Source organism: Bartonella melophagi K-2C, from assembly GCF_000278255.1.
Lineage (GTDB): Bacteria > Pseudomonadota > Alphaproteobacteria > Rhizobiales > Rhizobiaceae > Bartonella > Bartonella melophagi.
The window spans coordinates 621,716-646,685 of record NZ_JH725081.1 but is presented as its reverse complement, the minus strand read 5'-3'; the positions used below and the strand labels follow the sequence as shown (position 1 = coordinate 646,685).

Sequence of the window (24,970 nt, the reverse complement as noted above, 5' to 3'; positions counted from 1 at the left end):
TAATATTGAAAATAAAAGACTGAAAATTTAATATTTCAGTTTTATTATGTGTTTTACCGTACTTTATAATCTCTCACCTAACAGTTTTAATACTGCTTTTGTTTCGTTTCTGTTATTTTTATAAACTCATTCACCTAAAAATGTTGAGATTTTCCCCGAGAAGAATTTTAAAACTAGCGTTTCAATCAAAAAAATAATACATAAAAAATATAATGAATGACTTTTCTAATCACGTACCATTTTTTGAAGATGAAGAGCTCCCCCATAAGCCTGAAAATAATTCTGAATTAACTCCCGGCGCTATAATAGCAAAAGAAAAAGCACAATACGAGCCCGAATATTTGGAAAAACTTAACCCAGAACAACGAGAAGCTGTCATAAACACAGAAGGGCCTCTGTTAGTTCTTGCCGGGGCTGGCACGGGAAAAACACGTGTTCTTACCACACGCATTTTTCATATTTTGCACCTTGGTCTTGCCCACCCTAAGCAAATATTAGCGATTACTTTTACAAATAAAGCAGCGCGTGAAATGAAAACCCGTATTGCTGAACTTGTTGGTGAAGCTATTGAAGGTATGCCGTGGCTTGGAACGTTTCATTCCATCGGTGCAAAAATTTTACGCCGCCATGCAGAACTTATCGACTTAAAAAGCAATTTTACCATTCTTGATACTGACGACGTTGTTCGTCTTCTAAAACAGCTCATTCAAGCCGCAGGTTTAGATGACAAGCGCTGGTCGGCACGTAGTTTGGCAACAATGATTGATGCTTGGAAAAATCAAGGGCTTTTACCAGATCATATTTCAAAAAGTGATTCCTATTCCTTTGCTAAAGGTATGGGGCGTGAACTCTACCACAGCTATCAGGATCGGTTAAAAAGTCTCAATGCTTGTGATTTTGGTGATCTTTTGCTTCATTCCATTAATATCTTCCAACATAATCCAGATATTCTTCATGAATATCATGGTAAATTTCGCTATATTCTTGTGGATGAATATCAAGACACGAATACAGCGCAATATCTTTGGCTTCGTCTTTTAGCGCAACAATCTTCAAGGCGGGAGGTTAATCTTTGCTGTGTTGGCGATGATGATCAATCTATTTACGGATGGCGTGGTGCTAAAGTTGATAACATATTACGCTTTGAACAAGACTTTCCTCCTGCAAAAATCATCCGTTTAGAGCGCAATTATCGTTCTACATCGCATATTCTTAAAACGGCTTCTCATTTCATTTCTCACAACCAGGGAAGACTTGGAAAAACACTTTTCTCAGATAAAATAAACAACAAAGAAAAAAAAGTAAAAGTCCATGCTGCGTGGGACTCGGAAGAAGAAGCACGTGCCATTGCGAAAGAAATTGAACAAGCACAACAATCTGGGCATTTGTTAAATGATATGGCTATATTAGTGCGAGCATCATTTCAAATGCGCGCATTTGAAGAACGTTTTATAACACTTGGTCTTAACTATCGTGTCGTTGGAGGGCCGCGTTTTTATGAACGAATGGAAATACGTGATGCCTTGGCCTACTTGCGTGTTGTTGCTCAACCTTCTGATGATTTAGCTTTTGAACGCATTATTAATACACCCAAACGTGGCTTAGGAGAGACAACATTACGCCACCTTCATAATAACGCACGTGCACGCGCTATCTCTCTCTTTTCTGCTGCTATTGAAATAATCGAAACGGATGAACTAAAACCTAAAGCACGAAACGCTTTACGCAACATTATTGAAGACTTCCATCGCTGGCAAAACCTATCACAACGTACACCACTTACAGAGCTTACTGAAATGATTCTTAATGATTCAGGCTACCTGGAAATGTGGCAAGAAGATCGTTCGCCAGAAGCACCAACACGTCTAGAAAATCTTAAAGAAATGATTCGTTCTATGGAACAATTTGAAAATCTTCACAGTTTTTTAGAACATGTTTCATTGGTCATGGATGTTGAACATAATGAAAATATGGATGCAGTTAATATTATGACCCTTCATTCAGCTAAGGGGCTTGAATTTAAAACAGTTTTCCTTCCTGGTTGGGAAGAAGGACTTTTTCCAAATCAACGCTCACTAGATGAAGGTGGCCGTGCAGGACTAGAAGAAGAACGCAGGCTTGCTTATGTAGGTCTAACAAGAGCACAACAAAATCTGCATATATGGTTTGTCTCTAATCGACGCATTCATGGGCTTTGGCAATCTACCCTTCCCTCCCGTTTTCTAGATGAATTGCCAAGAGAACATATAGAAGTGCTAGAAAATGAAACATCTTATGGTGGTTACGGTCAGTACTCAAAACTAGGGTGGAAGAGTGCACACAAAAATCAAACAGAAGCAAGACATAATAATTGGAGCTCACAATTATCCGGTTATATTAAGAAAACTGATTATGAAAATAGTGATTTAGATTTTAGTCCCATTCAATTTCATCAGGAAAAAAATATTGAAAAAAAAGGCATCTCTCAATCTGCGTCTGATACACCATCAGCTTTTTCAATTAATGATCGCGTTTTTCATATCAAATTTGGTTATGGTCATATTTCAGCAATAGGTGGTAATAAATTGACTATTTTGTTTGATAAAGCCGGTGAAAAACGTGTTCTCGATGACTTTGTAACTAAAGCTTAACGACAAAAAACCATTAGCACGCTTATTTCCAAATAACTGGCTTTACGCAATTTTATTACCGTTTAATATCAGAATAATTTTTACAGCCTCTAAAATTTTTTTAAAATTTATTCATCTCATATCAGTTGTTTTGCATTACAAAACAATAAAACAGCATGCTGATTTTAGATAATAAAATTACCCCTCACATAGAAAATACAACACTTCATTGCTCATTATTACTCATTGGTGATATGATAATTTTATGATCTATATTCTTTTATGAAACTTACAGCACAAATCACGCTTCGTAATGTTGAAACAAAGATTGCAAAACTAATCTGTCAGCATTATAGCACTCCTGATGCTTTAAAATTAAGCTATAAAATTCAAAGAGGTTAAGCTATGAAAAATGTAATGTACATCTTTGGGTTAACAATCATATTTCTCGCTGGCGTTTTTACTTATGATGCGTGGAAAAATAAGCCACTCGGTGATGATTTTACACTCATCGATTCCAATGGCCAAACTGTTACTGAAGCTGATATTAGAAGTAAACCTTCAGCAATTTTTTTCGGTTTCACCATGTGCCCTGAAAGTTGCCCTACTACATTGACAGATCTTGATCGGTGGCTTACAGAAATTGGCCCTAACGCTGATAAATTAGGTATATGGTTTATAACTGTCGATCCTGAACGTGATACACCAGAAGTACTACGTGATTATTTAAGCAATTTTACCAACAATATTATTGGTATAAGTGGAGATCCTGAAAAAGTCCATAAAATGGTATCTTCTTTCAACATTGTTGCAGAAAAAGTGCCCGGAACAAATGGTAACTATACTTACGATCATACAGCTGCAATTTTCTTGCTTAAAAAAGGTGGAAAACTAGCTGGTATTATTCCTTACAATACTGAAGAAAATGAAAATCAATTAAAAGATGATATTGCCATTAAACGGCTTAAAAAGCTCATTTCAAACTAAATTAAAAAGCGTTTAATAAAGAAAAAATATGTCTCAACAAATTCGTCTATTCTGTACAGCCCTCAAAGACGAGGCAGAGCAGTTTTATACTCTTATGGAAGAAGCCTTTGAGGAAGAAGGATATCCTCTTGCTTTGGTAGAAATAGATGAAAAAAACGCTATTTATGAACTGTCACTTTATGTTGACAAGGAAAACCAAAACAGTGCGTACAAACGCTTTGCAGATATTCTTGCTCTAGACTCTAATAAAATTAATATAGAAATTTTACCTGATATTGACTGGGTCCAACAAAGTCTTAAAGGGCTAAAACCTGTATATGCAGGTCCTTTCTTTCTTTATGGAAGTCATGACCGAAAAAATATCCCACCTGATGTTTTGCCAATTGAAATTGAAGCCAATCAAGCTTTTGGTACAGGTCACCATGAAACAACATCTGGTTGTTTAGAAATGATCACCAAAATTATGCAAACTGAAAATCCGCAAAATGCTCTCGATCTTGGTACAGGGAGTGGCGTATTAGCCATTGGTATGGCAATGCTTAAACCCATTTCTATACTTGCATCTGATAGCGATCCAATTGCTGTTCAAATTGCACAACACAATATTAAACTCAATGGTGTTAAAAGATATATCACAGCTATTACAGCAACGGGCTTTAATCATGATACAATTGCATCACATGCACCCTTTGACCTCATAGTTGCTAATATCCTCGCCGGCCCTCTTATCGAACTTGCACAAGAAATGACCCAAGCTTTGCAAAAAAATGGATCTATTATATTATCGGGTATCCTTGAAGAACAGCATAACCATGTTTTACAAGCTTATGTAAAACAAGGCTTACAACATATTAAAACATACCACCGCCAAGGATGGGTTACTTTACATTTCAAATAAAAAAGGACATCGTGTGTATCAATCTTTTGATGTTATAACAAATCCAACCCATGCTGCAGAGCGTATTTTTGCCCTTCGTCAAGAACTCGAACGTATAGGGCTAGATGGTTTTCTTGTACCAAGAGCAGATGAACATCAAGGAGAGTATATTCCACCGCACGCTCAGCGCCTTAGCTGGCTAACTGGTTTTACTGGATCTGCTGGTATGGCATTAATTTTAAAAAATAAAGCTATTATATTTACAGACGGGCGTTATACACTCCAAGTCCGCCAGCAAACTGATCCTCAGATTTTTGATTATGAAGATCTGATGGCTTGCTCACCCTCACAATGGTTAGAAGAAAATGGGCACAAACTTTCCATTGGCTTTGACCCATGGCTTCATACTATTGCTGCTACCGCCACATTAAGAAAAGCATTAGAATTTAAAGTAGGAGGAAAGCTTATAGCAACCAAAGCCAATCCTATTGACCTTATTTGGCAAGACCAACCACAATTACCGCAAACTGCTTTATCAATTCATCCTCTTGAATATGCAGGATGTAAAGCCGATGAAAAATTAGCATTAATTTATGAAAACATACAGCAAGCCGGAGCGAATGCTTTTATTTTCACAGATCCTGCTTCCATTGCATGGACATTCAATATACGGGGCAATGATGTCTCCAACACACCTTTTGCCCTTTGTTTTGCTCTCATTTCAACCAAAGAAACGTCGTCCTTATTTATTGATAGCAAAAAACTTAGTTTAGAACAGAAAAACTATCTAAAACAATACGTAAAATTATATGAACCGGAAAAACTCATTCTAAAGATCAAAGATCATGTTCAAAAAGGAATGATTTTTGCTTTAGATCCACTGCGAACATGCGAAAAATTGCGTACTATTATTGAAGATGAAAATAATTCTTTCATTACGCTTACTGACCCAGCTGCCTTGCCACGTGCTATAAAAAATAGCACAGAATTAGACGGTGCACGTAAAGCTCATTTGTGCGATGGTGTATCACTTACCCGCTTTTTTGCTTGGTTGGATAAACAAACGCCAGGCACAATTAGTGAAATTTCTGCCGCACAAAAATTAGAAGAATTTCGTATAATAACAGCAAAAAAAATGGGAACAAAACTCGAAGACCTTTCCTTTGATACGATTTCAGCAGCAGGCGCAAATGGTGCAATTGTTCATTATCGCGTAACGACTGAAACAAACAAATCACTCAATGCCGGTGAGCTTTATCTTGTTGATTCAGGTGGACAATATCGCAACGGCACAACAGATGTCACACGTACAATAGCAATTGGCCTTATTGGAGAAGAAGAAAAACGCTGTTTTACTCTTGTTCTTAAAGGTATGATTGCTCTTTCAACCGCACGATTTCCAAAAGGTACACGCGGACAAGATATTGATGTTCTAGCACGTATCTTTTTATGGAAAGCTGGTTTTGATTATGCACATGGTACCGGCCATGGAGTTGGCTCTTACCTCTCTGTTCATGAAGGTCCACAAAATCTTTCACGTTACGGAAGTCAAGAACTCATTCCCGGAATGATTATTTCTAATGAACCAGGATATTACCGTGAAGGAGCTTTTGGCATTCGTATTGAAAATTTGATGATTGTGAAACCTGCACAAAAAATTACTTCTGGCGATATAGACATGCTATCATTTGAAACACTCACAAATTGCCCTATTGATCAACGGCTAATCCTACCAGAGCTTCTGACAACTCAAGAGCGACAATGGCTTAATGACTATCATGCGCACGTTTATAAAGTGAATGCACCTTATCTTAGTACAGAAGAAAAAAAATGGGCAAAAGAAGCCACAATGCCTCTTTAATTGAATAAAAGTACACATTTATTCTGTTATCAAAGCGTTCTTTTTAGCATTTTGGAAAAACAAATGCGTACTTCTCGTAAGCAGAGATAAAAAACTATAAATTATAATTGTACAAAGGGTAACGAATTGGAATATATCATCAAAAAAATTTAAATATAATACTCTTTAATCAACTGGGACCAGTTATCTTCATCGATAACCTCAACACCTAACTCTTTTGCTTTGGTCAATTTTGTCCCCGCTCCAAGCCCTGCAATAAGAAGATCAGTCTTTTTAGAAATAGAACCAGATGTTTTGGCACCTAACCGCTCTGCTAATGCTTTTGCTTCATCTCGCGACATAGACATTAAAGTTCCCGTAAAAACAATTATTTTTCCTGCTATTGGCGAATAATCTGTTGCAATAGCTTCCTCAGGGAGAGGTGTCACTTCTTGAAGCAAGGCTGATAACACATCACGGTTATGTGCTTCTTGATAAAAATCAATAATTGCTCTGCCAACACGAACTCCAATCCCTTCAATACTGATCAGGTCTGTCCACTCCTCATTACCTTCATCTGCCTTATCATGTGGCACAATAGCTGCCATTATAGCAGCTTCAAAAGCAGCATAATTTCGATAAACACGTGCAAGACGTTGTGCATTAACTTCACCAACATGACGAATACCTAATGCAAACAAAAAACGACTTAAAGGAATTTCTCGACGTGCATTAATAGCGTCAAAAAGCTTGCGGACAGAAAGACTGCCAAAACCCTCTATATTTTCCAAACGTGTCAAAGCTTTTTTTTGGCGTTCCTCTAAAGTGAAAATATCAACCGGTGAACGGATACAAAGCGTTTCATCTTGAATATTAAAGAAAAATTCCACCTGTTTTTTACCAAGCCCCTCAATATCAAAAGCATTACGTGAAACAAAATGACGAATACGCTCAATCACTTGTGCCGAACAAATAAGCCCACCTGTGCATCGCCACACTGCCTCACCTACTTCACGAACAGCATGACTCCCACAAGCAGGACAATAATGAGGAAAAACGAAAGGAATTGCGTCTTTTGGACGCTTGCTAGAAATAATATCAACAATCTGAGGAATCACATCACCAGCACGCTGTACAATCACTGTATCACCTACACGGATATCGCGCCCCTCACGGATTGGTTCACCTTTACGACCAACCCCTTTAATATAATCCTCGTTATGTAAAGTTGCGTTGGTAACCACAACCCCACCTACAGTGATAGGCGCAAGGCGTGCAACTGGCGTTAGTGCTCCAGTTCGGCCTACTTGAATATCAATACCTTCTAAAAGTGCTGTAGCTTTTTCTGATGGAAATTTATGTGCAATTGCCCAACGTGGTGAACGAGATACAAATCCCAAACGCATTTGTAACCCTAAATCATTAACCTTATAAACAACCCCATCAATATCATAGCTTAAAGATTGCCGCTGTTCTTCAATAAAATGATAATATGAGATAAGATCTTCTACTTTTTCGAAAACTTTTGTAAATGGATTAATAACAAAGCCATATTCTTTTAGCTTATTCACCATCTCCATTTGGCTTTTAGCCGGCATTTCACTCACCTCACCCCAAGCATAAGCAAAAAATTTAAGCTTTCTGCTAGCAGTTATCCGTGAATCAAGCTGGCGTAGAGAGCCAGCCGCTGCATTTCTAGGATTTGCAAAAGCTAATTTTCCTTCTTTTTGCTGGTTAATATTGAGTACTTGAAAATCCTCTTGCCTTATATAAACTTCACCACGAACTTCAATAATATCAGGAAATTCACCCTGTAAAACCTTTGGAATATCAAAAATTGTTCGTGCATTTGCAGTTACATTTTCACCTGTATACCCATCACCACGCGTTGCAGCACACACAAGTTTCCCTTGCTCATAACGCAAAGATAAAGATAAGCCATCAATCTTTGGTTCAGCCGTCATTTCTAATGTCTGTGTTGATGGAAATTTTAAAAAACGGCGAACACGCTCAATAAATTCACTGACATCTTCAACATTAAACGCATTATCAAGAGAAAGCATCGCCTGTGCATGAACAGATTTTTCAAATTTTTCTGAAACTGGTGCACCAATTTTATACGAAGGGGAATCTGCACGAATTAATTCAGGAAATAGAGTTTCAATTTCCGTATTGCGACGACGAAGAGCATCATATTGTGCATCAGAAATCTCAGGTTGATCATTATTATTATAAAGAACATCATGACGTGCGATTTCTTTTGCTAACCACTCTAACTCACTTGCCGCTTCAAGAGCAGTAAGATTTTTAACCGCATTTTTGTCCATATACTTTATTCCAAGCCGTGCAATTTATAATTATATGAATCTCAATTCTTTGTTATCAATAGAATTCAAACAAATATATATTCGCCTGTATTCTTAATCATTAATCAATTATATCTGCGCTAAAAGTTTTTGGGCTGCTGCACGTGCCTCTTCAGTGATCTGTTCCCCTGCCAACATACGTGCAATTTCTTCAGTACGTTCACACTCTTCCATTTTATGAATACGCGTAACAAAATGCCCTTTATCGCCTTCAACTTTTGAAACAAGAAAATGAATATGAGCTTTGGCTGCAACCTGAGGTGCATGTGTAATAGCAAAAACCTGAACACTTCTTGATAAACACAGCAACCTTTGCCCAATCGCAGCAGCCACAGCCCCACCAATTCCTGTATCAATTTCATCAAAAATCAGCGTAGGAGCTGATCCACGATCAGCCAAGACAACCTTTAATGCTAATAAAAAACGCGACAATTCACCGCCAGAAACTACACTCAACATTGGTCCAGCTCGTGATCCAGGATTTGTTCGTACCCAATATTCAACACGGTCTATACCATCTGCATTACGCTTTTCAGAATTACTTTGCACGTTCACAGTAAATTCTGCCTTTTCTAACTTCAACGCTGGCAACTCAGCCATAACGCTCGTAGATAAACGGTGCGCCACTTCTTGGCGTTTCATGGAAAGGGCTTGTGCAGATGTATCATAATTTTTTTGTGCCTCCTGTGCTTTTGCTTCTAAATGCTCCAATGTGGTCTGAGCAGAATCAAAATCAGAAAGTTCTTCCTTCATTTTATCACATAACTGAGATAATTCAGCTACAGAAACATGGTATTTACGCGCCAATCCCCGAAGAGCAAAAAGACGCTCTTCTATTCGCTCCAATTCACCAGAATCAAAATTCAATGCTTGCATTGCTGTTTCAATACCATCTTGCGCTATTGAAAGTGCCTGCAATGCATCATCAATGGACTTAACTACAGGTGTAATGATTGTCTGTGCTTCAGGAATTTTCCGTTCTAAACGTCTCACCAAATTGGACAGAATAGAAATTGGTGATTTTGGACCATTGAAAAGATCATCAGCTTCCTTAATATCAGTCGCTATTTTATCCAGTTTCAACATATCTGCACGACGAAGAGACAGTGTATTTTCTTCATCAATTGTAAAATCAAATTTTTCAAGTTCTTCCACACTTGCACGAAGGTAACAAGCCTCACGTGTAGCAGCTTCCACTTTGATACGCTGCTGTTGCACATGTTCCTCTAATTCATGTGATATCCGATAACATTTGCGTACATTTTCTGCCTCACTCTCAAGTCCACCAAAAGCATCTAATAACTGGCGATGCGTATCAACATCAACAAGTGCACGATCATCATGCTGTCCATGAATTTCAACCAACATACGACCAACATTGCGCATCAATGCAACACTAGCCACCTGATCATTGATAAAACCACGGCTACGACCATCATTTGATTGCACACGTCGTAAAATGATATTTCCTTCATTATCAAAACCATTCTCACGTATAAGCTGGCGCACAGGGTGTGAAATAGGCACATCAAAAACAGCTGTCACCTGCCCTTGCACTGCACCATGGCGTACAAGTGAAGCATCTCCACGCCCTCCAAGAGCTAATGATAAAGAATCAAGTAAAATAGATTTTCCAGCACCCGTTTCCCCAGTTAAAACCAATAACCCCATGGGAAAACTAATATCGAGCTTCTCGATCAAAACAATATTATGAATCGAAAGCTGTATCAGCATATGAAATCAACGTGCCTCATTTTTATCATCACTTAAAGCACGTGAAATCCAAGAAGACTTATGCTCTTGCGGTAACACTCTATTTTTCTGTAACAAATCATAAGAGAATTTATACCACTTACTTTCTGGATAATTGCGCCCTAAAATAGCTGCTGCTGTCTGCGCTTCTACAATTAAACCAAGAGCAAGATTAACCTCAGTTAAGCGGAAAAGCGCTTCCTCAATTTGGTTTGTATCCGAATACTCCTCAACCACTGTGCGAAATCTTCTGCTTGCTGCTAGATATTGCCGGCCTTCCTCATAGTAGCGTCCAATCTGCATTTCTTTACCAGCCAATTGTTCTCGGCCAAAGCGTATTTTATCTTTAGCATCTTTTATATACTTAGAGTTTGGGTAGCGTTCTATTAAAAGCTGCATAGCGGCAATAGCGCGTTTGGTATCTCGTTGGTCGCGTGTAACATCACGAATCTGATGAAAAGAAGAAAGACCAACAATATAATAAGCATAAGCAGAATCACTGGCATTTGGATAAAGAGTAATATAGCGCTGTGCCATATTAATTGCATCATCATACTTGGCTAATCGGTAACTTACAAAAGCACCCATAACTAAAGATTTACGGCCCCACTCAGTATAAGCGTATTGCTTTTCAATAATAGAAAACTTCTTCAATGCCTCATCATATCGCCCTAGATCAAGGTTAGTAAGCGCTTGATTATATAATACATCTGGTGGGTCCATTATTAAAACATGCATAGTTGGATTAAAAGCATCTGTATCTTTGCTTAAACAACCCGCTAATAAACACAGCCCCCCTCCTAAGATCCCAATCAATATTTTGCGTACAATGTTAGATTGTCTATGTGCCATACTTTTAATATACATATTAGACCTTTTCATAATGTTCCCAGCCTCCCAAAAATATCACCTTGGAGTAAAAGCTATTTATCAAAAAGCTTTATGTCATATCATTTTAAAACTGACTAACTAATTTAGTAGTTTTTGGTCAATCATCCCCTTAAAAATCAAAGAAGCTTAAATAAAATTTTTCAACTCTTTTTATTCCAACTACAAAATACTTTTTTCGTAACACGACTCATCTGTCAAAACAGCCTTAACTAATTGTGAATTAAGTGCATGCCCACTGCAATGTGAACGAAATAATCCAATAAAAGGCGCACCAAGCAAAGCAGTGTCACCAACTGCATCAAGAGTTTTATGCCTAACAAATTCATTTTCAAAATAAGGGCCATCTGAATTAATGATCTGGTTATTAAGACCAATAATAAGAGAATTTTCTAAAGAGGCGCCTAATCCTTTCCCAGAAGTCCACAATTTTTCTACATCTTTAACAAAACCAAAGGTACGTGCACGTGATAAATCATCTCGAAATGCTTGTGACGTAAGATCAAAACTTAATTGCTGCTTCCCAATAGCAGATGAAGCAAAATCGATTGTAACATCAAAACGGCGGCCATTAAACGGCAAAAATTCTGCAAAGCCATTGGTTGTTTCAACTCGCATTGGTTTTTTTATAATAAAATAAGGACGCAACACTGCCTGCTGTACAATACCTACTTTCTCGAAAAGCTGACAATATTGCCATGCAGTACCATCTAAAATAGGTATCTCATTACTTGACACTTCAATGATAAGATTATCTAAATCATAAGCAGCAATTGCCGCCATCAAATGTTCAATTGTTTCAACCCTTACATCTCCATGGCCAAGCACTGTTGATAATTCAGTCTTTCCCGTTTGCGATACATGTGCCTGAAACGTTTGTTCTTTTCCGTCTTCCCCAAAACGTCTAAAGATAATACCACACCCAACATCGGCTGGACAAACTTTTACTACAGATAAGCACCCACTATGCACACCGTATCCTTTAAACGTCACTGCATCCTTAAGAGTCGATTGATACCTTTTCATCAAACGCATAATATCACTTCTTAATTTTCTTGATGATCTTTAAAGGTCTTAACAAAATCCGCAACAAATTATTTCTGCGTAAAATAATAAACCCACTTATTTATAAAGCGGGCTTATAAAAAATATAGAATCTTATATAAAAACTCAACATATTTTACTTATAATTTATTACGATAAAGAGTCTTCCTTCCTACCCTTTTATCTTATTAATGCGCTTGGCGACGCAAAAATGCAGGTATTTCCAACTGATCTTCTTCACTTACCAAAGTACGCTGATCTTGTAATACGCGTGGCTGTGATTCAGTAGAACAACGTGGAACATAAACAGAAGCATCCTGAGAAAGCATTTGACTGTTTTCATTAGAATTTTCAGATTCCTCATGCTGAGAAGGTCTTACAGCAGGCTCCAACCGGGCTTCTAGTTTATCTTCCTCACGATACGTTAAGCTCTGCTTTAAACGCTGCCAAAGATTACGTGGACCCTGATCAGAAATGGAAGAATGCACATCCTGTTCAAGAGAAACGGAAGAAAAATCTTTTAATTCAGGAATATGCGCCGACGTTGAGTGAGGCTGTATTTGTACTTTCTTTTCCTTCTGTTCTACAATTTCAGTCATTTCATTAAGAACATGCGCAGTCGCCTCCATACTAACTGCTGCAGCTAAAGGCTGTGCAGAAACACGATTAACCTGCATACGCGGTGTATTTGATATCTGCCCATGAGGCATATTTTGCCCATAAGGAAGAGCATTTGTACTTCGTGTAGCAACTGTATCTGTAGGTCGCGTAAAAATTTGACTTTTAGGGCGAAATGGCTCTTCAACTGATTGATTCATTTCCAATTCAAGCGCTTCCATTACATCTACCATTGATTCAGAAGAAGATGATGATGATTGAGAAGTAGTTTGTTCTAGTGCACCATCGCTCCTACGCATTGAAACTGCAGGTCGTTGAAATTTAGCACCAGAAGGCTGAACAACATCACTAACCACACGGTCAATACCTGTTGCAACCACCGATACACGAATAAGACCTTCAAGTGAATCATCATCAATGGCACCAAAAATAACATTCGCATCAACATCAACTTCTTCACGAATACGATTAGCAGCCTCATCCACTTCAAACAAAGTCATATCACGGCCCCCTGTAATGGAAATCAAAAGACCACGAGCCCCACACATAGAGGTTTCATCTAACAGAGGATTTGCAATAGCAGCTTCAGCAGCTTTTAAAGCACGTCCTTCACCAGAAGCCTCACCTGTTCCCATCATCGCACGACCCATTTCATGCATAACAGAACGAACATCAGCAAAGTCAAGATTAATCAATCCTTCTTTAATCATTAAATCCGTGATAGAAGCAACACCAGAGTAAAGCACCTGATCAGCCATAGCAAAAGCATCGGCAAATGTTGTTTTTTCATCTGCAATACGAAATAGATTTTGGTTAGGAATAACAATTAATGTATCAACAGATTTTTGTAATTCTTCTATACCAGCTTCCGCTGTTTTCATACGGCGTGCACCTTCAAATTGAAATGGCTTTGTTACAACACCTACAGTCAAAATACCTTTTTCACGCGCTGCACGAGCAACAACAGGTGCTGCCCCTGTTCCAGTGCCTCCACCCATACCTGCCGTAATGAAAACCATATGGGAATTTGCAAGATGATCCATAATCTCATCAATACATTCATTTGCAGCTGCCTGCCCAACTTCCGGCAAAGCACCAGCACCCAAACCTTCTGTAACTGCTGCACCAAGCTGGATTACACGCTCAGCCTTTGACATAGCCAAAGCTTGTGCATCTGTATTGGCAACAACAAAATCAACTCCTTGAAGGCCAGCATTAATCATATTATTGACGGCATTTCCACCACCACCACCAACACCAAAAACGGTAATGCGTGGTTTCAATTCCGCGATATCTGGCCGGTGCAGATTAATCGTCATTTTCTTTTCCTTCTCATAAAGCACCGCAAATTAAGACGGTAAAAATTAATTTCATTCCTATATTTACTAAAAACTCTCACGCAACCACTGACCAACACGTTTGAAATATCCATCCGCGCTTGTCGATAAATGATTCACTGCAGTTTGGACTGTTTTTTCTTCAAACCCCGCCAATTGCGGATAAATTAACAATCCAACAGCAGATGAAAATGCCGCCCCTTTAGCAAAGGAAGGAAGCCTGGAAATACCCAAAGGCCGCCCTACACGAACATTTCTCCCCAATATACTACGTGCTATTTCCGGCAAACCCGCTAATTGGCTTGCTCCCCCGGTCAAAATAACACGCTTACCAATGATGTGACCAAAACCTGAACGGTTCAAACAATCACGCATCATTTCTAATATTTCTTCAACACGCGCACGAATAATACGACCAAGAACAGCGCATGGATACTGGATTTCACGACGTTCATTTCCAATTTCTGATACATTAATCATCTGACGCTCATCACAATCTGCTGAAAATGTTGAGCCATATACAACTTTTAAACGCTCAGCCTCTTCAATAGACATCGATAATCCACGAGCAACATCAAGAGTTATATGATGCCCCCCAATTGCAAATGCATCTGCATGAACAAATTTTCCTTCAGAAAACACAGAAAATGTCGTTGTTCCACCACCAAAATCAATACACGCTGCTCCTAAACGTGCCTCATCATCAACTAAAACCGAAAGACCACTCGCAAAAGGTGTTGCCACCATCGCTTCAACACTTAAATGAGCACGGTTAATGCACGCTTCTAAATTACGCAAAGGTGCTGTTTCTGCCGTCACAACATGCACATCAACACCAAATAACTCTCCCATCATCCCAACAGGATCAGAAATTCCCTTATCTCCATCCAATGCATAAGACACTGGAACTGAATGCATAACGTGACGTTCAGCCTTAAAAGCTTTACGCGAAACATCTGCTAATGCCATACGCATATCACGTGTAGTAACTTTACGCCCCCCCAAACGCACAACACCATTAACAAAGGCACTCTTTAACCGACTTGAAGAAAAATTCACAATTACTGAATCTACCACTAAACCAGCCATTTTTTCTGCTGCACCAACAGCCAAACGTATAGACTGTTCTGCCGCATACATATCCATCACAACACCAGATTTAATACCACGTGAACGTTGCACACCAAAACCCAAAATTTCCATAGAATGTGTACGAGCATGTAAATGGTGTGTATGCCTCAAAGGATGCAAACAAGCAATAAGACACACAATCTTACTTGAACCAACATCGAGAACTGTTAAAAAACGTGTTTTACGCCCTCCACTATGATGCGACCCAAGCAACATTATACACCCCCCGCTTTCAAGACGCGCTCTTCTTCTGCCACAGCAGCACGATGACGTGCCAATGCTTCATCCGATAAAGAAACCGTTATCCGATCAGAAAGACGCAAATCAACACTTAAAACATCACGTACAAAAAGATCTTGCACTGCACCTGTTTTAATAAGAGAAGAAAGGCTTTTAATAGCTCCCTTTTCAGGCAGCATAATACGCATCCCATTATCTAGAACAATATCCCAACGCCGATCACCTACACGTACATAAGCACGGACACGGTCGCTCAACTGCGGATATACCGAAAGTTCTTGAATAAATAATTTTGCTGCACTTTGCGCACCGTGACCAACCACAAGAGGCAAATTCTGAACCAAACCCGCCTGAAATGGAGCAATCACACACCCTGTATGATCAACAATATCCATTATACCATCATGTTGCCAAATAGCATATGGTTCACGCTCTATCACTGAAATACGCACACGATTAGGATAAATCTTCTGAACATCAGCCGATTGAATCCAAGCCTGTTGCTCTAAAATAAAACGCGCTTTATTAACATCAAAATTGATAATTGACGGATAAGCATCAAGCCTTAAAATCTTCAAAATATCCTGTCTTGCTACACGCTTATTGCCATTCATATCGACATCAGTTACTACAAAACCAAAATTCAATGGTGCAGATTTTATAATACTATCCATCTGACCATTAAACGAAATCCCATAAAGCACCGAAAGAAAGAAAAAAAACAAAACGGCACAAGAACCAAAATGGCGAGGCACATAAATACTGGCAACAAACTGAAATATAAACCGACGAAAGCGACGATAAAGACGCGGAAAAACTGGCACTGACTGCACCATCAGAACATTTATTTTATCAATACTCAACGCATACACGACGCGTCCTCCGCTATCCATTTAACAATATCACCGTAAGTACGGCCACTCGCTTTCGCTATATCAGGAACAAGAGAAACCGGTGTCATACCAGGCTGCGTATTAATTTCGAGCCAAACTAGCTCCTCTGTCTCCTCAACAAAACGAAAATCTGAACGACTAACACCTCGACAACCTATAGCTTGATGTGCCGCCAAAGACATTCTTTGCACTTTTTGGTAAATATTTAATGAAAGTTGTGCAGGACAAATATGAAAAGAACCACCAGGCTTATATTTTGAATCATAATCATAAAATTGAAAATGTTTATCAGGCACAATTTCACAAACATCCAAAGCTTCATCCCCTAAAACCGCGCAAGTAAGTTCACGCCCAGGAATGTATTTCTCGACAATCACTTCATCTCCATAAGCCCATTCACTACTTATAATATTACGCAGCGGCAAAGCCTCATCATCACTTACAATCGCCACACCAAAACTTGACCCTTCACGCACTGGTTTAATGACATACGGTGGTTCCATAGGATGCTCTCGCCTTATAGCAAAGCGATTCATCACACAAGAAGGGGCAACATGTACACCAGCGCTAGCAGCAATGACTTTCGCACGTCCTTTATCCATTGCTAAAGCTGACGCCATCACTCCAGAGTGAGTATAAGGAATTTTTAAATATTCAAGAATACCTTGGATACAACCATCTTCACCAAATGGTCCATGCAATGCGTTAAAAACAATATCTGGCTGCAACTGCTTAAGAACAGCAGCAATTTGCTCATCAACATCCACACGAATTACATGGTAATCCTGCTTTTCAAGAGCATCAGCACAAGCAGCACCTGAAGATAAGCTTACAGAGCGCTCAGATGAAAATCCGCCCATCAATACAGCTATACGCTTATCTTTCATAACAATCTATTCCTCTTGACATACTAGATATAGACTCTACTAAAACAACGCATACTATACATAAGAACAAACTAGATTTATCTTTGCGAATCAACATCCTAGCATTTTCTATAATGAATCAGAATCAAGAGCATGAAGCAAGAGCTTTTCTGTTAATTTGTTGATTTTTAATAGAAAATTTTTCTTATCTCTTTGAAATGACTCAGTTTTTTAGTGATTTAAATAAATCAATAAAACTGATCAAAACAAGGAACAATATGATCTTGTTCAAATTGACCAACGCGCTGTATTTCCCATTCTAAATAATGGGCTGAATGAGCAAAAACACGAGCACGTACAGTTTCACCCAACTGTTCAAGATCATAGCCTGTAGCCTGACCTGTATTAATCATAAAATTACAATGCATCTTACTCATTTGAGCGCCACCGATCTGTAAACCACGACACCCTGCTTCATCAATAACGCGCCATGCAGATGTACCTTTAGGGTTACGAAAAGTTGACCCACCTGTTTTCTCGCGAACAGGTTGCACTTTTTCCCGATGCAGAACAACTTCATTCATAGCAGCATGAATATTATCTTTATCTCCTGGCTTTCCTTCCAACACAGCTGCAGTAAAAATAAGTTCCTCAGAAACATTACAATGACGATACGAATAATGCATATCGTTTAGACTCAAGACATGGCGCTCACCCTTACGATCAAGCGCATAGACTTCAACAACACGTTCAGCTGTTTCAATACCATTAGCCCCTGCATTCATTTTTAATGCTCCGCCCAAATTACCAGGAATACCATAATAAAAATGAAAACCAGAAAGCTCAGCTTCTAAAGCCGCTGCTGCTAAATGTTTATCTGCCGTAGCAGCACCGACCAAAAGGCGCTTTGGAGAAACCTGCTCCAATTGCCCAAAACTTTTTGCTGAAAGACGAATAACAATCCCAGGAATCCCCCCATCACGTACAAGAAGATTAGAACCAATCCCCACAATTGTTATAGGAATAGACTCCGGTAGCACTTGAAGAAACAAAGCTAAATCTGCTTCATCAGAAGGCTGGTAAAAAAGCTCAGCTAATCCACCAGTACGAAACCATGTCACCTTACGCATCTCAACATTGGGAGCAAATTTACCCCGTATGTTCTTCAACGCCGGCTGTAATTGCGCCAACAGCGTTTTACCATCAATTGGCTGAAAATTCACCATTTCTATTAAGTTCCGCTAATTGTTTAGGTAGAGCATAAGCCCATTGTGTAATGCTACCTGCACCAAGAAAAACAACATAATCACCAGACTTTGCTAATGTAGCTATAATTAAAGTAATATCTTCAAGAGTATTCACCAAGCGCACATCACGATGGCTTGCCATTTGAATATGCTCAACCAATTCTTTAGAACCAAAACCAGTAATTGCTTCTTCACCAGCTGCATAAACCGGTGCAATCATCACTGTATCAGCATCATTAAAACAAGTGACAAAATCATCAAATAAATCATGCAAACGTGAATAACGGTGCGGTTGTACAATCGCAATAACCCGCCCTTTTGCACTTTCACGAGCTGCACTTAAAACAGCTTTTATTTCAACTGGGTGATGTCCATAATCATCAAATATCTCAACACCACACCAACTTCCCGTCTGTGTAAAACGCCGTTTTACTCCACAAAATTCTGCTAACCCTTTTCTAATAGATTCATTTGAAATACCAAGCTCATGTGCAATAGCAATCGCCGCAGTAGCATTAGAAATATTGTGTTGCCCTGACATAGGCAAAACCAAATTTTTCAATTCAGTTTCTTCATTTGTTTTTCGGGATCGAATAAGAACGTCAAAATGCGTTTTTTGGCCTTCCATCGAAAGATTAAGAAAACGTACATCAGCTTGCGGATTAGCACCATAAGTCACTACCCAACGATCATCAATACGACTGGCTAATGTTTGAACTTCTGGATGATCAAGGCACATAACAGCAAAACCATAAAAAGGCACATTCTCCACGAATTGCCGAAAAGCCTCACGTACAGCATCAAAACTACCATAATAATCCAAATGCTCAGAGTCGATATTGGTGACAACAACAATATCAGCAGGTAACTTTAAAAATGTACCATCACTTTCATCGGCTTCAACCACCATCCAATCTCCACAACCCATACGTGCATTGGTTCCATAAGCGTTGATAATGCCACCATTAATTACCATCGGATCAAAATTACTAGCGTCAAGAAGTGCTGCTACCACGGATGTGGTGGTTGTCTTACCATGTGTACCACCAACAGCTATTGCCCGGCGAAAACGCATCAATTCTGCTAACATTTCTGCACGCCTAACAATTGGCAAATGCTTTTCTTTAGCAGCAATATATTCAGGATTTGTTTTTTTTATAGCAGTAGAAATAACAACAACTTTTGCCGCTTCTAAATTTTCAGCACGATGACCTATATGAATGTTAATCCCTTTACCCCGTAAACGCTCCACATTTGCATTATCTGTTTGATCGGATCCTTGAATTTTATAACCAAGATTATGAAGAACCTCAGCAATTCCACTCATACCAATACCACCGATACCTACAAAGTGGATAAGGCCAATATCAAGCGGCATTTTCATTAAAAAGCTCCTTTCTAATGTCTGATAATGACCTTCCCGCAATCAACGCTTCAGCCATATCCGCAAGAACTTTGGTTGCATGAGGTTGCCCAACCTTTTTTGCAGCAAGCGCTTGTTTTTCTAATAAATGCGGTTCACGACAAGCTTTCTTTAAAAGAGAAGAAAGTATTTGTGCATTTAAATCTTTTTCAGCGATAATTTGAGCTGCTCCTATTGTAGCAAGTATTGCCGCATTTTCTGCTTGATCATGATCTAAAGCGTGAGGATAGGGAATCAATAAAGCTGGCCTACCAATAACAGCTATTTCACAAACCGTTGAAGCACCAGAACGTGACATAATGAAATGAGACCAAGCAATATGTTCAGCCATATTATCAAAAAAAGGAGCAACTTTTGCTTCCACCTCCATATTGCGATAAATTTGTACCAAATCCATCACTTCACCACGAACCTGCTGAATAATACGTAAACGTTTACGGATATTATCATCAAGTAAAGCAATCGCTTCAGGGACAATTTTTGAAAAAGTAGAAGCCCCTTGACTACCACCAAAAACCAAAAGATGAAATGGCTTGTCCTCAGTAGAAGAACAATAAGGAATTTCTGCCGCTTTTAAAATAGTCTCACGAACAGGATTGCCTGTAAGAAACGTTTTATAAGCATAAATTCCATTAACTGACAATAAACCACCTGCTATTGCATTGACCCTAGATGCTAAAACTTTATTAGCACGGCCCATAACAGCATTTTGCTCATGAATAAATGTTACATGTTTCGTTAAGGCAGCAACCAAAACAGGTGGAAAGGTAGGATAACCACCAAACCCCCCTACAAGAACAGGACGTAATTTATAAAAAAGTACCCACGACTGACATATTCCCTTTAACAAATGCCAAAATGTTTTTATAAGTGCAAAAGGATGATATCGTGTTAATGTTGCTGATGAAATAATATGGATATGTTTTTTATCAAAATGATGTACAAAATACTTAGCTCTTTCATCCGTTGCCAAATGAACATCATATCCGCGCTGTCTTAATTCAACAGAAAGTGCCTCTGCAGGAAAAAGATGCCCACCTGTACCTCCAGCAACCAAAACAATAACCTTTTTTTTATGCGTCATTAGGTAACATCCTAAACAGTAAGCGGAGGAAAAGCTGAAAACCGCGTTTCTGGCCAACGGCGTGTTAAACTAAGCAAAATACCCATCGAAATAGCAATCGCCACCATAGATGAACCACCATAAGAAATAAATGGCAATGTCATACCTTTTGGAGGTATCAAATGAAGATTGACTGCCATGTTAATCCCCGATTGCAAACCAATCATTATCGCCATGCCAGTAATACCAAAACACGTAAATGAATCACGCGTATTCAACGCTATATAAAGTGAACGTATAACAATAAAACCAAAAAGAGCCATAATCAATAAACAGAAGATAATACCATATTCTTCAGCTGCAACAGAAAACACAAAATCTGTATGGCTATCAGGAATAATGCGCTTAACTATCCCCTCACCTGGCCCTTGACCAAACCACCCACCATTTAAAATAGCTTCACGTCCGACATCCACCTGAAATGTATCGCCTTCACCTGTCAAAAAACCATTAATACGTTCGCGCACATGGTGAACAAAAAAATAAGCTAAAAAACCTCCTAAAACCGCTAAAACAACAAAGAACAAAATAATAGTAAGAGATACACCTGCAACAAAAAACAAACCACCCCATGTTGCACTAATCAAAAGTGTTTGACCAATATCAGGCTGTAAAACAAGAAGTGTGCAACAAAGAGCATAAAGTGCAATAGACAATGTATAGCGCAACCTACCATAATGTTTCATTTGATCTGAAAACAACCAAGCTGACACAACCACAAACGCTGGTTTCATAAATTCTGAAGCTTGCAAAGAAAAACCAAACAAAGAAATCCAACGCCGTGCCCCTTTTAATTCAGAGCCAAATAATAAAGTTGCGACCATAAGAATAAGTGTCGCAAATAACAAAAGAATGGATAAACGACGAATATTATAGGGCGAAAAAAAAGAAATAGTAACCATAGTAAAAAACGCAAGGATACTAAAAATGATATGCCAACGAACAAAATAAAAACTATCTGCAATTCCTATTTTTTTTGCAACAGCGGGACTAGCTGCAAAAGATAACATAACGCCAATCCCCATCAAAATCAGACAAGCAGCAAAAATAAAACGATCAATTGTCCACCACCAATTAGCAATCGGATCTTGATTTGCACGAGTAATCATCACCTTCACTTTATCCTTTTTATCATTTCACTCAAAGCGATATGATGTTTCTATTTTTTTTGGCAAGCATTTCAAAAACTAAATTACACTAAAAAAGATTCTGGATTGTTAATGGTAGAATAAATTTTTTATAATTCGTTTTTTTTCAACTGTCTAACCAAAGAAATAAAGGTCTCTCCACGCATTTCATAATTTTTGAATTGATCATAACTCGCACAAGCTGGCGAAAACAAAACAACAGCTTCTTTTGCATTAGCATGAGTTGCATCAATAGCCGCTTCCCGTACTGCATTTTCCAAAGTTAAGCTCATTGAAAAAGGAAAAGCAGAGCCAATAGTGCAGGCAAAATCCTCTGCAGCAGCACCAATTAAATAAGCTTTACGAATTTTATCAAAAAATCCTTTTAAGGGAGCAATTCCACCTTCTTTTGCCTGCCCTCCAACGATCCAAAAAATATCGTTAAAAGTAGCAAGCGCGCAAGCTGATGCTTCCGCATTAGTAGCTTTACTATCATTAATAAACAAAACCGATCCAATCTTGCATACCTGCTGCATACGATGGGCAAGCCCCATATAACTTGCTAAATGCTTCTCTATATGCAGATCGGTAATTTTTAACACCTGCAATGTCGCTAAAACTATAAGAGCATTTTGCACATTATGGGCACCGCGTAACGAAGTTATTGTAGCAAGATCTGCAAGAAAGCGACGCTGCCCATGGCTAATAGAAAAGAGTTTTGTTCCTTCTGCATAAAAACCATCATCAATACGGTGTTCTTTAGAAATTGCTTTAACTTGATGCCCCTCATTTATAAGTTGTTGATATAAAACTTGACAGGCGGCATCATCAACTGAAACAAGAGCATGAGAAGCTTTAGAAACTAAACGCCCTTTGATTTGCGCATAATGAGTAAAGCTGCCATGTCGGTCAATATGATCAGGTGTTAGATTTAACAAAAGACCAACTGTAGGTTGAAGAGAAGGACTTAGGTCAATCTGAAATGATGAACATTCAATAACATAAATACGTTTTTTAACAAATGGTTTAAGAGTTAATATCGCAGTTCCAATATTTCCTCCCATTTGTACATCATAACCCATTTTGTCTAAAAGATGGGCAAGTAAAGTAGTAGTGGTCGATTTACCATTCGTACCTGTAATAGCAATAAATGGAACATCCTGATCACAAAAACTATGTTGACGTAAAAAATGATTCCGTGCGCGAACAAATAATTCAATATCACCAATAATTTCTATACCTACCTGACGTGCTTTATCAACCGTCCAATGAGGTTGAGGGTGAATTAAAGGTACCCCAGGCGCTAAAATCAACGCAACAAATTCTGACCAATCTTCATAACGAAGATCTCTCGTTGGGATATTTTCTTTATAAGCAGCTTCTACGCTAGAAGGATTCTCATCCCACCCAATTACTTCAGCTCCACCAGTAATCAGTGCCTGCGCCGTAGCTAATCCCGATTGCCCTAGTCCAAATAGGGCAACTTTTTGACCTTTATAACATTCAACTGGAATCACAATCTTATCTCAACTTAAGTGTTGAAAGACCAATCAACGCTAAAACAATCGAAATAATCCAAAAGCGTACCACAACCTGACTTTCAGTCCACCCCTTTTTCTCAAAATGATGATGAATTGGTGCCATAAGAAATACACGCTTTCTCGTCAATTTAAACCAGCCTACCTGAATGATAACCGACAGCGTTTCTAAAACAAAAAGCCCACCGATAACAGCTAAAACAATTTCATGTTTAGTCACTACAGCAACAACACCCAACAACCCTCCAAGTGCCAACGAACCGGTATCACCCATAAAAATAGCCGCCGGAGGTGCATTAAACCATAAAAAGCCAAGACCAGAACCCACAACTGCTCCTAATAAAACAGTCAATTCTCCAGCTCCAGGTACATAGTGGATTTGTAAATAATCAGCAAAATTTATATTACCCGACAGATAAGCGATTAACGCAAACGATAAAGCAGCAACCATTACAGGAACAATAGCAAGCCCATCAAGACCATCTGTTAAATTAACCGCATTACCGGTCCCTACTATAACACAAGCAGTAAAAGGAATAAAAAACCAACTTAAATTAATAAAATAGTCTTTCACAAAAGGTAAAGCCAATCCTGGTGAACCTATCTTTACAATAATCACACAAGCAGTTGTCGCAATTAAAAACTCTAAACCCAACCGTGCTTTACCGGAAAACCCCTTGTCTGTTTGCTTTGTCACTTTAAGATAATCATCATAAAAACCAATCATCCCAAAAGAAAGCATAACCAACAATGATACCCAAAGATAAGCGTTCGATAAATTACACCACAGAAGCGTCGACACCACAATGCCACTCAAAATCATTAATCCACCCATGGTAGGTGTTCCAGCTTTTTTAAAATGGGTTTGAGGACCATCAGCTCGAATTGGCTGCCCCTTTCCTTGCCGCACTTTAAGAGAGGCAATGATACTAGGGCCAAACAAAAAAACAATTAAACCTGATGTCAGCATAGCTAACACAGTACGAAAAGTAATATAACGAAAAACATTAACGCCTGGTAACCAATCACTCAACGAAGAAAGTAACAAAATCATAGTGCAAAAA

The 24,970-nt window shown here is 38.7% G+C and carries 18 protein-coding genes; 4 read left to right on the top strand and 14 right to left on the bottom strand.

Going from position 1 to position 24,970, the window contains the following annotated elements; genetic code table 11:
• Positions 1–212: 212 nt before the first annotated feature.
• From ME3_RS02670 to ME3_RS02655, 4 genes are all read left to right on the top strand, one after another.
• Positions 213–2,630: an ATP-dependent helicase gene (locus tag ME3_RS02670; protein WP_007476886.1), complete on the top strand. Its 2,418-nt coding sequence runs from the start codon at positions 213–215 to the stop codon at positions 2,628–2,630.
• A 384-nt stretch (positions 2,631–3,014) separates the two neighbouring features.
• Positions 3,015–3,596, top strand: a complete 582-nt coding sequence (locus ME3_RS02665; RefSeq protein WP_007476884.1) for an SCO family protein — start codon at positions 3,015–3,017, stop codon at positions 3,594–3,596.
• A gap of 28 nt (positions 3,597–3,624) precedes the next feature.
• Complete coding sequence (locus ME3_RS02660) at positions 3,625–4,494, top strand: 50S ribosomal protein L11 methyltransferase (RefSeq protein WP_007476883.1); 870 nt, start codon at positions 3,625–3,627, stop codon at positions 4,492–4,494.
• A gap of 13 nt (positions 4,495–4,507) precedes the next feature.
• Positions 4,508–6,334 carry an aminopeptidase P family protein gene (locus ME3_RS02655; protein ID WP_007476881.1) on the top strand — a complete coding sequence of 609 codons (1,827 nt, stop codon included), beginning with the start codon at positions 4,508–4,510 and terminating at the stop codon, positions 6,332–6,334.
• Positions 6,335–6,483: 149 nt separating this feature from the next.
• Here the strand turns inward: ME3_RS02655 and ligA are convergent, their stop codons facing one another.
• From ligA to mraY, 14 genes are all read right to left on the bottom strand, one after another.
• Positions 6,484–8,640, bottom strand: coding sequence for an NAD-dependent DNA ligase LigA (ligA, locus tag ME3_RS02650; RefSeq protein ID WP_007476879.1), 2,157 nt, complete (start codon positions 8,638–8,640; stop codon positions 6,484–6,486).
• A gap of 108 nt (positions 8,641–8,748) precedes the next feature.
• On the bottom strand, positions 8,749–10,413 hold the full coding sequence (recN, locus tag ME3_RS02645; protein ID WP_007476877.1) for a DNA repair protein RecN: 1,665 nt from the start codon (positions 10,411–10,413) through the stop codon (positions 8,749–8,751).
• Positions 10,414–10,419: 6 nt separating this feature from the next.
• Positions 10,420–11,313 (bottom strand): outer membrane protein assembly factor BamD, encoded by an 894-nt coding sequence (locus ME3_RS02640; protein WP_007476875.1) that lies wholly within the window; start codon positions 11,311–11,313, stop codon positions 10,420–10,422.
• A 168-nt stretch (positions 11,314–11,481) separates the two neighbouring features.
• Positions 11,482–12,354 carry a UDP-3-O-acyl-N-acetylglucosamine deacetylase gene (lpxC, locus tag ME3_RS02635; protein ID WP_007476873.1) on the bottom strand — a complete coding sequence of 291 codons (873 nt, stop codon included), beginning with the start codon at positions 12,352–12,354 and terminating at the stop codon, positions 11,482–11,484.
• Between the two features lie 197 nt (positions 12,355–12,551).
• The gene (ftsZ, locus tag ME3_RS02630) at positions 12,552–14,300 is read right to left on the bottom strand and encodes a cell division protein FtsZ (RefSeq protein ID WP_007476872.1); all 1,749 of its coding nucleotides are present in this window, start codon (positions 14,298–14,300) and stop codon (positions 12,552–12,554) included.
• A gap of 66 nt (positions 14,301–14,366) precedes the next feature.
• Positions 14,367–15,665 (bottom strand): cell division protein FtsA, encoded by a 1,299-nt coding sequence (gene ftsA / locus ME3_RS02625; RefSeq protein ID WP_007476870.1) that lies wholly within the window; start codon positions 15,663–15,665, stop codon positions 14,367–14,369.
• Entirely contained in the window at positions 15,665–16,582 is a 918-nt protein-coding gene (locus tag ME3_RS02620) for a cell division protein FtsQ/DivIB (RefSeq protein WP_198002711.1), read from the bottom strand. Before ME3_RS02620 ends, ftsA begins: the two co-directional genes overlap by 1 nt.
• Positions 16,549–17,469, bottom strand: a complete 921-nt coding sequence (locus tag ME3_RS02615; protein ID WP_007476866.1) for a D-alanine--D-alanine ligase — start codon at positions 17,467–17,469, stop codon at positions 16,549–16,551. Before ME3_RS02615 ends, ME3_RS02620 begins: the two co-directional genes overlap by 34 nt.
• A gap of 227 nt (positions 17,470–17,696) precedes the next feature.
• A complete protein-coding gene (gene murB / locus ME3_RS02610) occupies positions 17,697–18,674 on the bottom strand; it encodes a UDP-N-acetylmuramate dehydrogenase (RefSeq protein WP_007476864.1) in 978 nt (325 codons plus the stop codon).
• Complete coding sequence (gene murC / locus ME3_RS02605) at positions 18,652–20,079, bottom strand: UDP-N-acetylmuramate--L-alanine ligase (protein ID WP_007476863.1); 1,428 nt, start codon at positions 20,077–20,079, stop codon at positions 18,652–18,654. Before murC ends, murB begins: the two co-directional genes overlap by 23 nt.
• Positions 20,063–21,202: an undecaprenyldiphospho-muramoylpentapeptide beta-N-acetylglucosaminyltransferase gene (gene murG, locus ME3_RS02600; RefSeq protein ID WP_007476862.1), complete on the bottom strand. Its 1,140-nt coding sequence runs from the start codon at positions 21,200–21,202 to the stop codon at positions 20,063–20,065. Before murG ends, murC begins: the two co-directional genes overlap by 17 nt.
• Before the next feature lie 11 nt (positions 21,203–21,213).
• Positions 21,214–22,350, bottom strand: coding sequence for an FtsW/RodA/SpoVE family cell cycle protein (locus tag ME3_RS02595; RefSeq protein ID WP_198002713.1), 1,137 nt, complete (start codon positions 22,348–22,350; stop codon positions 21,214–21,216).
• Positions 22,351–22,478: 128 nt separating this feature from the next.
• Positions 22,479–23,885, bottom strand: a complete 1,407-nt coding sequence (gene murD, locus ME3_RS02590) for a UDP-N-acetylmuramoyl-L-alanine--D-glutamate ligase (RefSeq protein WP_007476860.1) — start codon at positions 23,883–23,885, stop codon at positions 22,479–22,481.
• A gap of 4 nt (positions 23,886–23,889) precedes the next feature.
• Positions 23,890–24,960, bottom strand: coding sequence for a phospho-N-acetylmuramoyl-pentapeptide-transferase (gene mraY / locus ME3_RS02585; RefSeq protein WP_007476859.1), 1,071 nt, complete (start codon positions 24,958–24,960; stop codon positions 23,890–23,892).
• Positions 24,961–24,970: the final 10 nt, after the last annotated feature.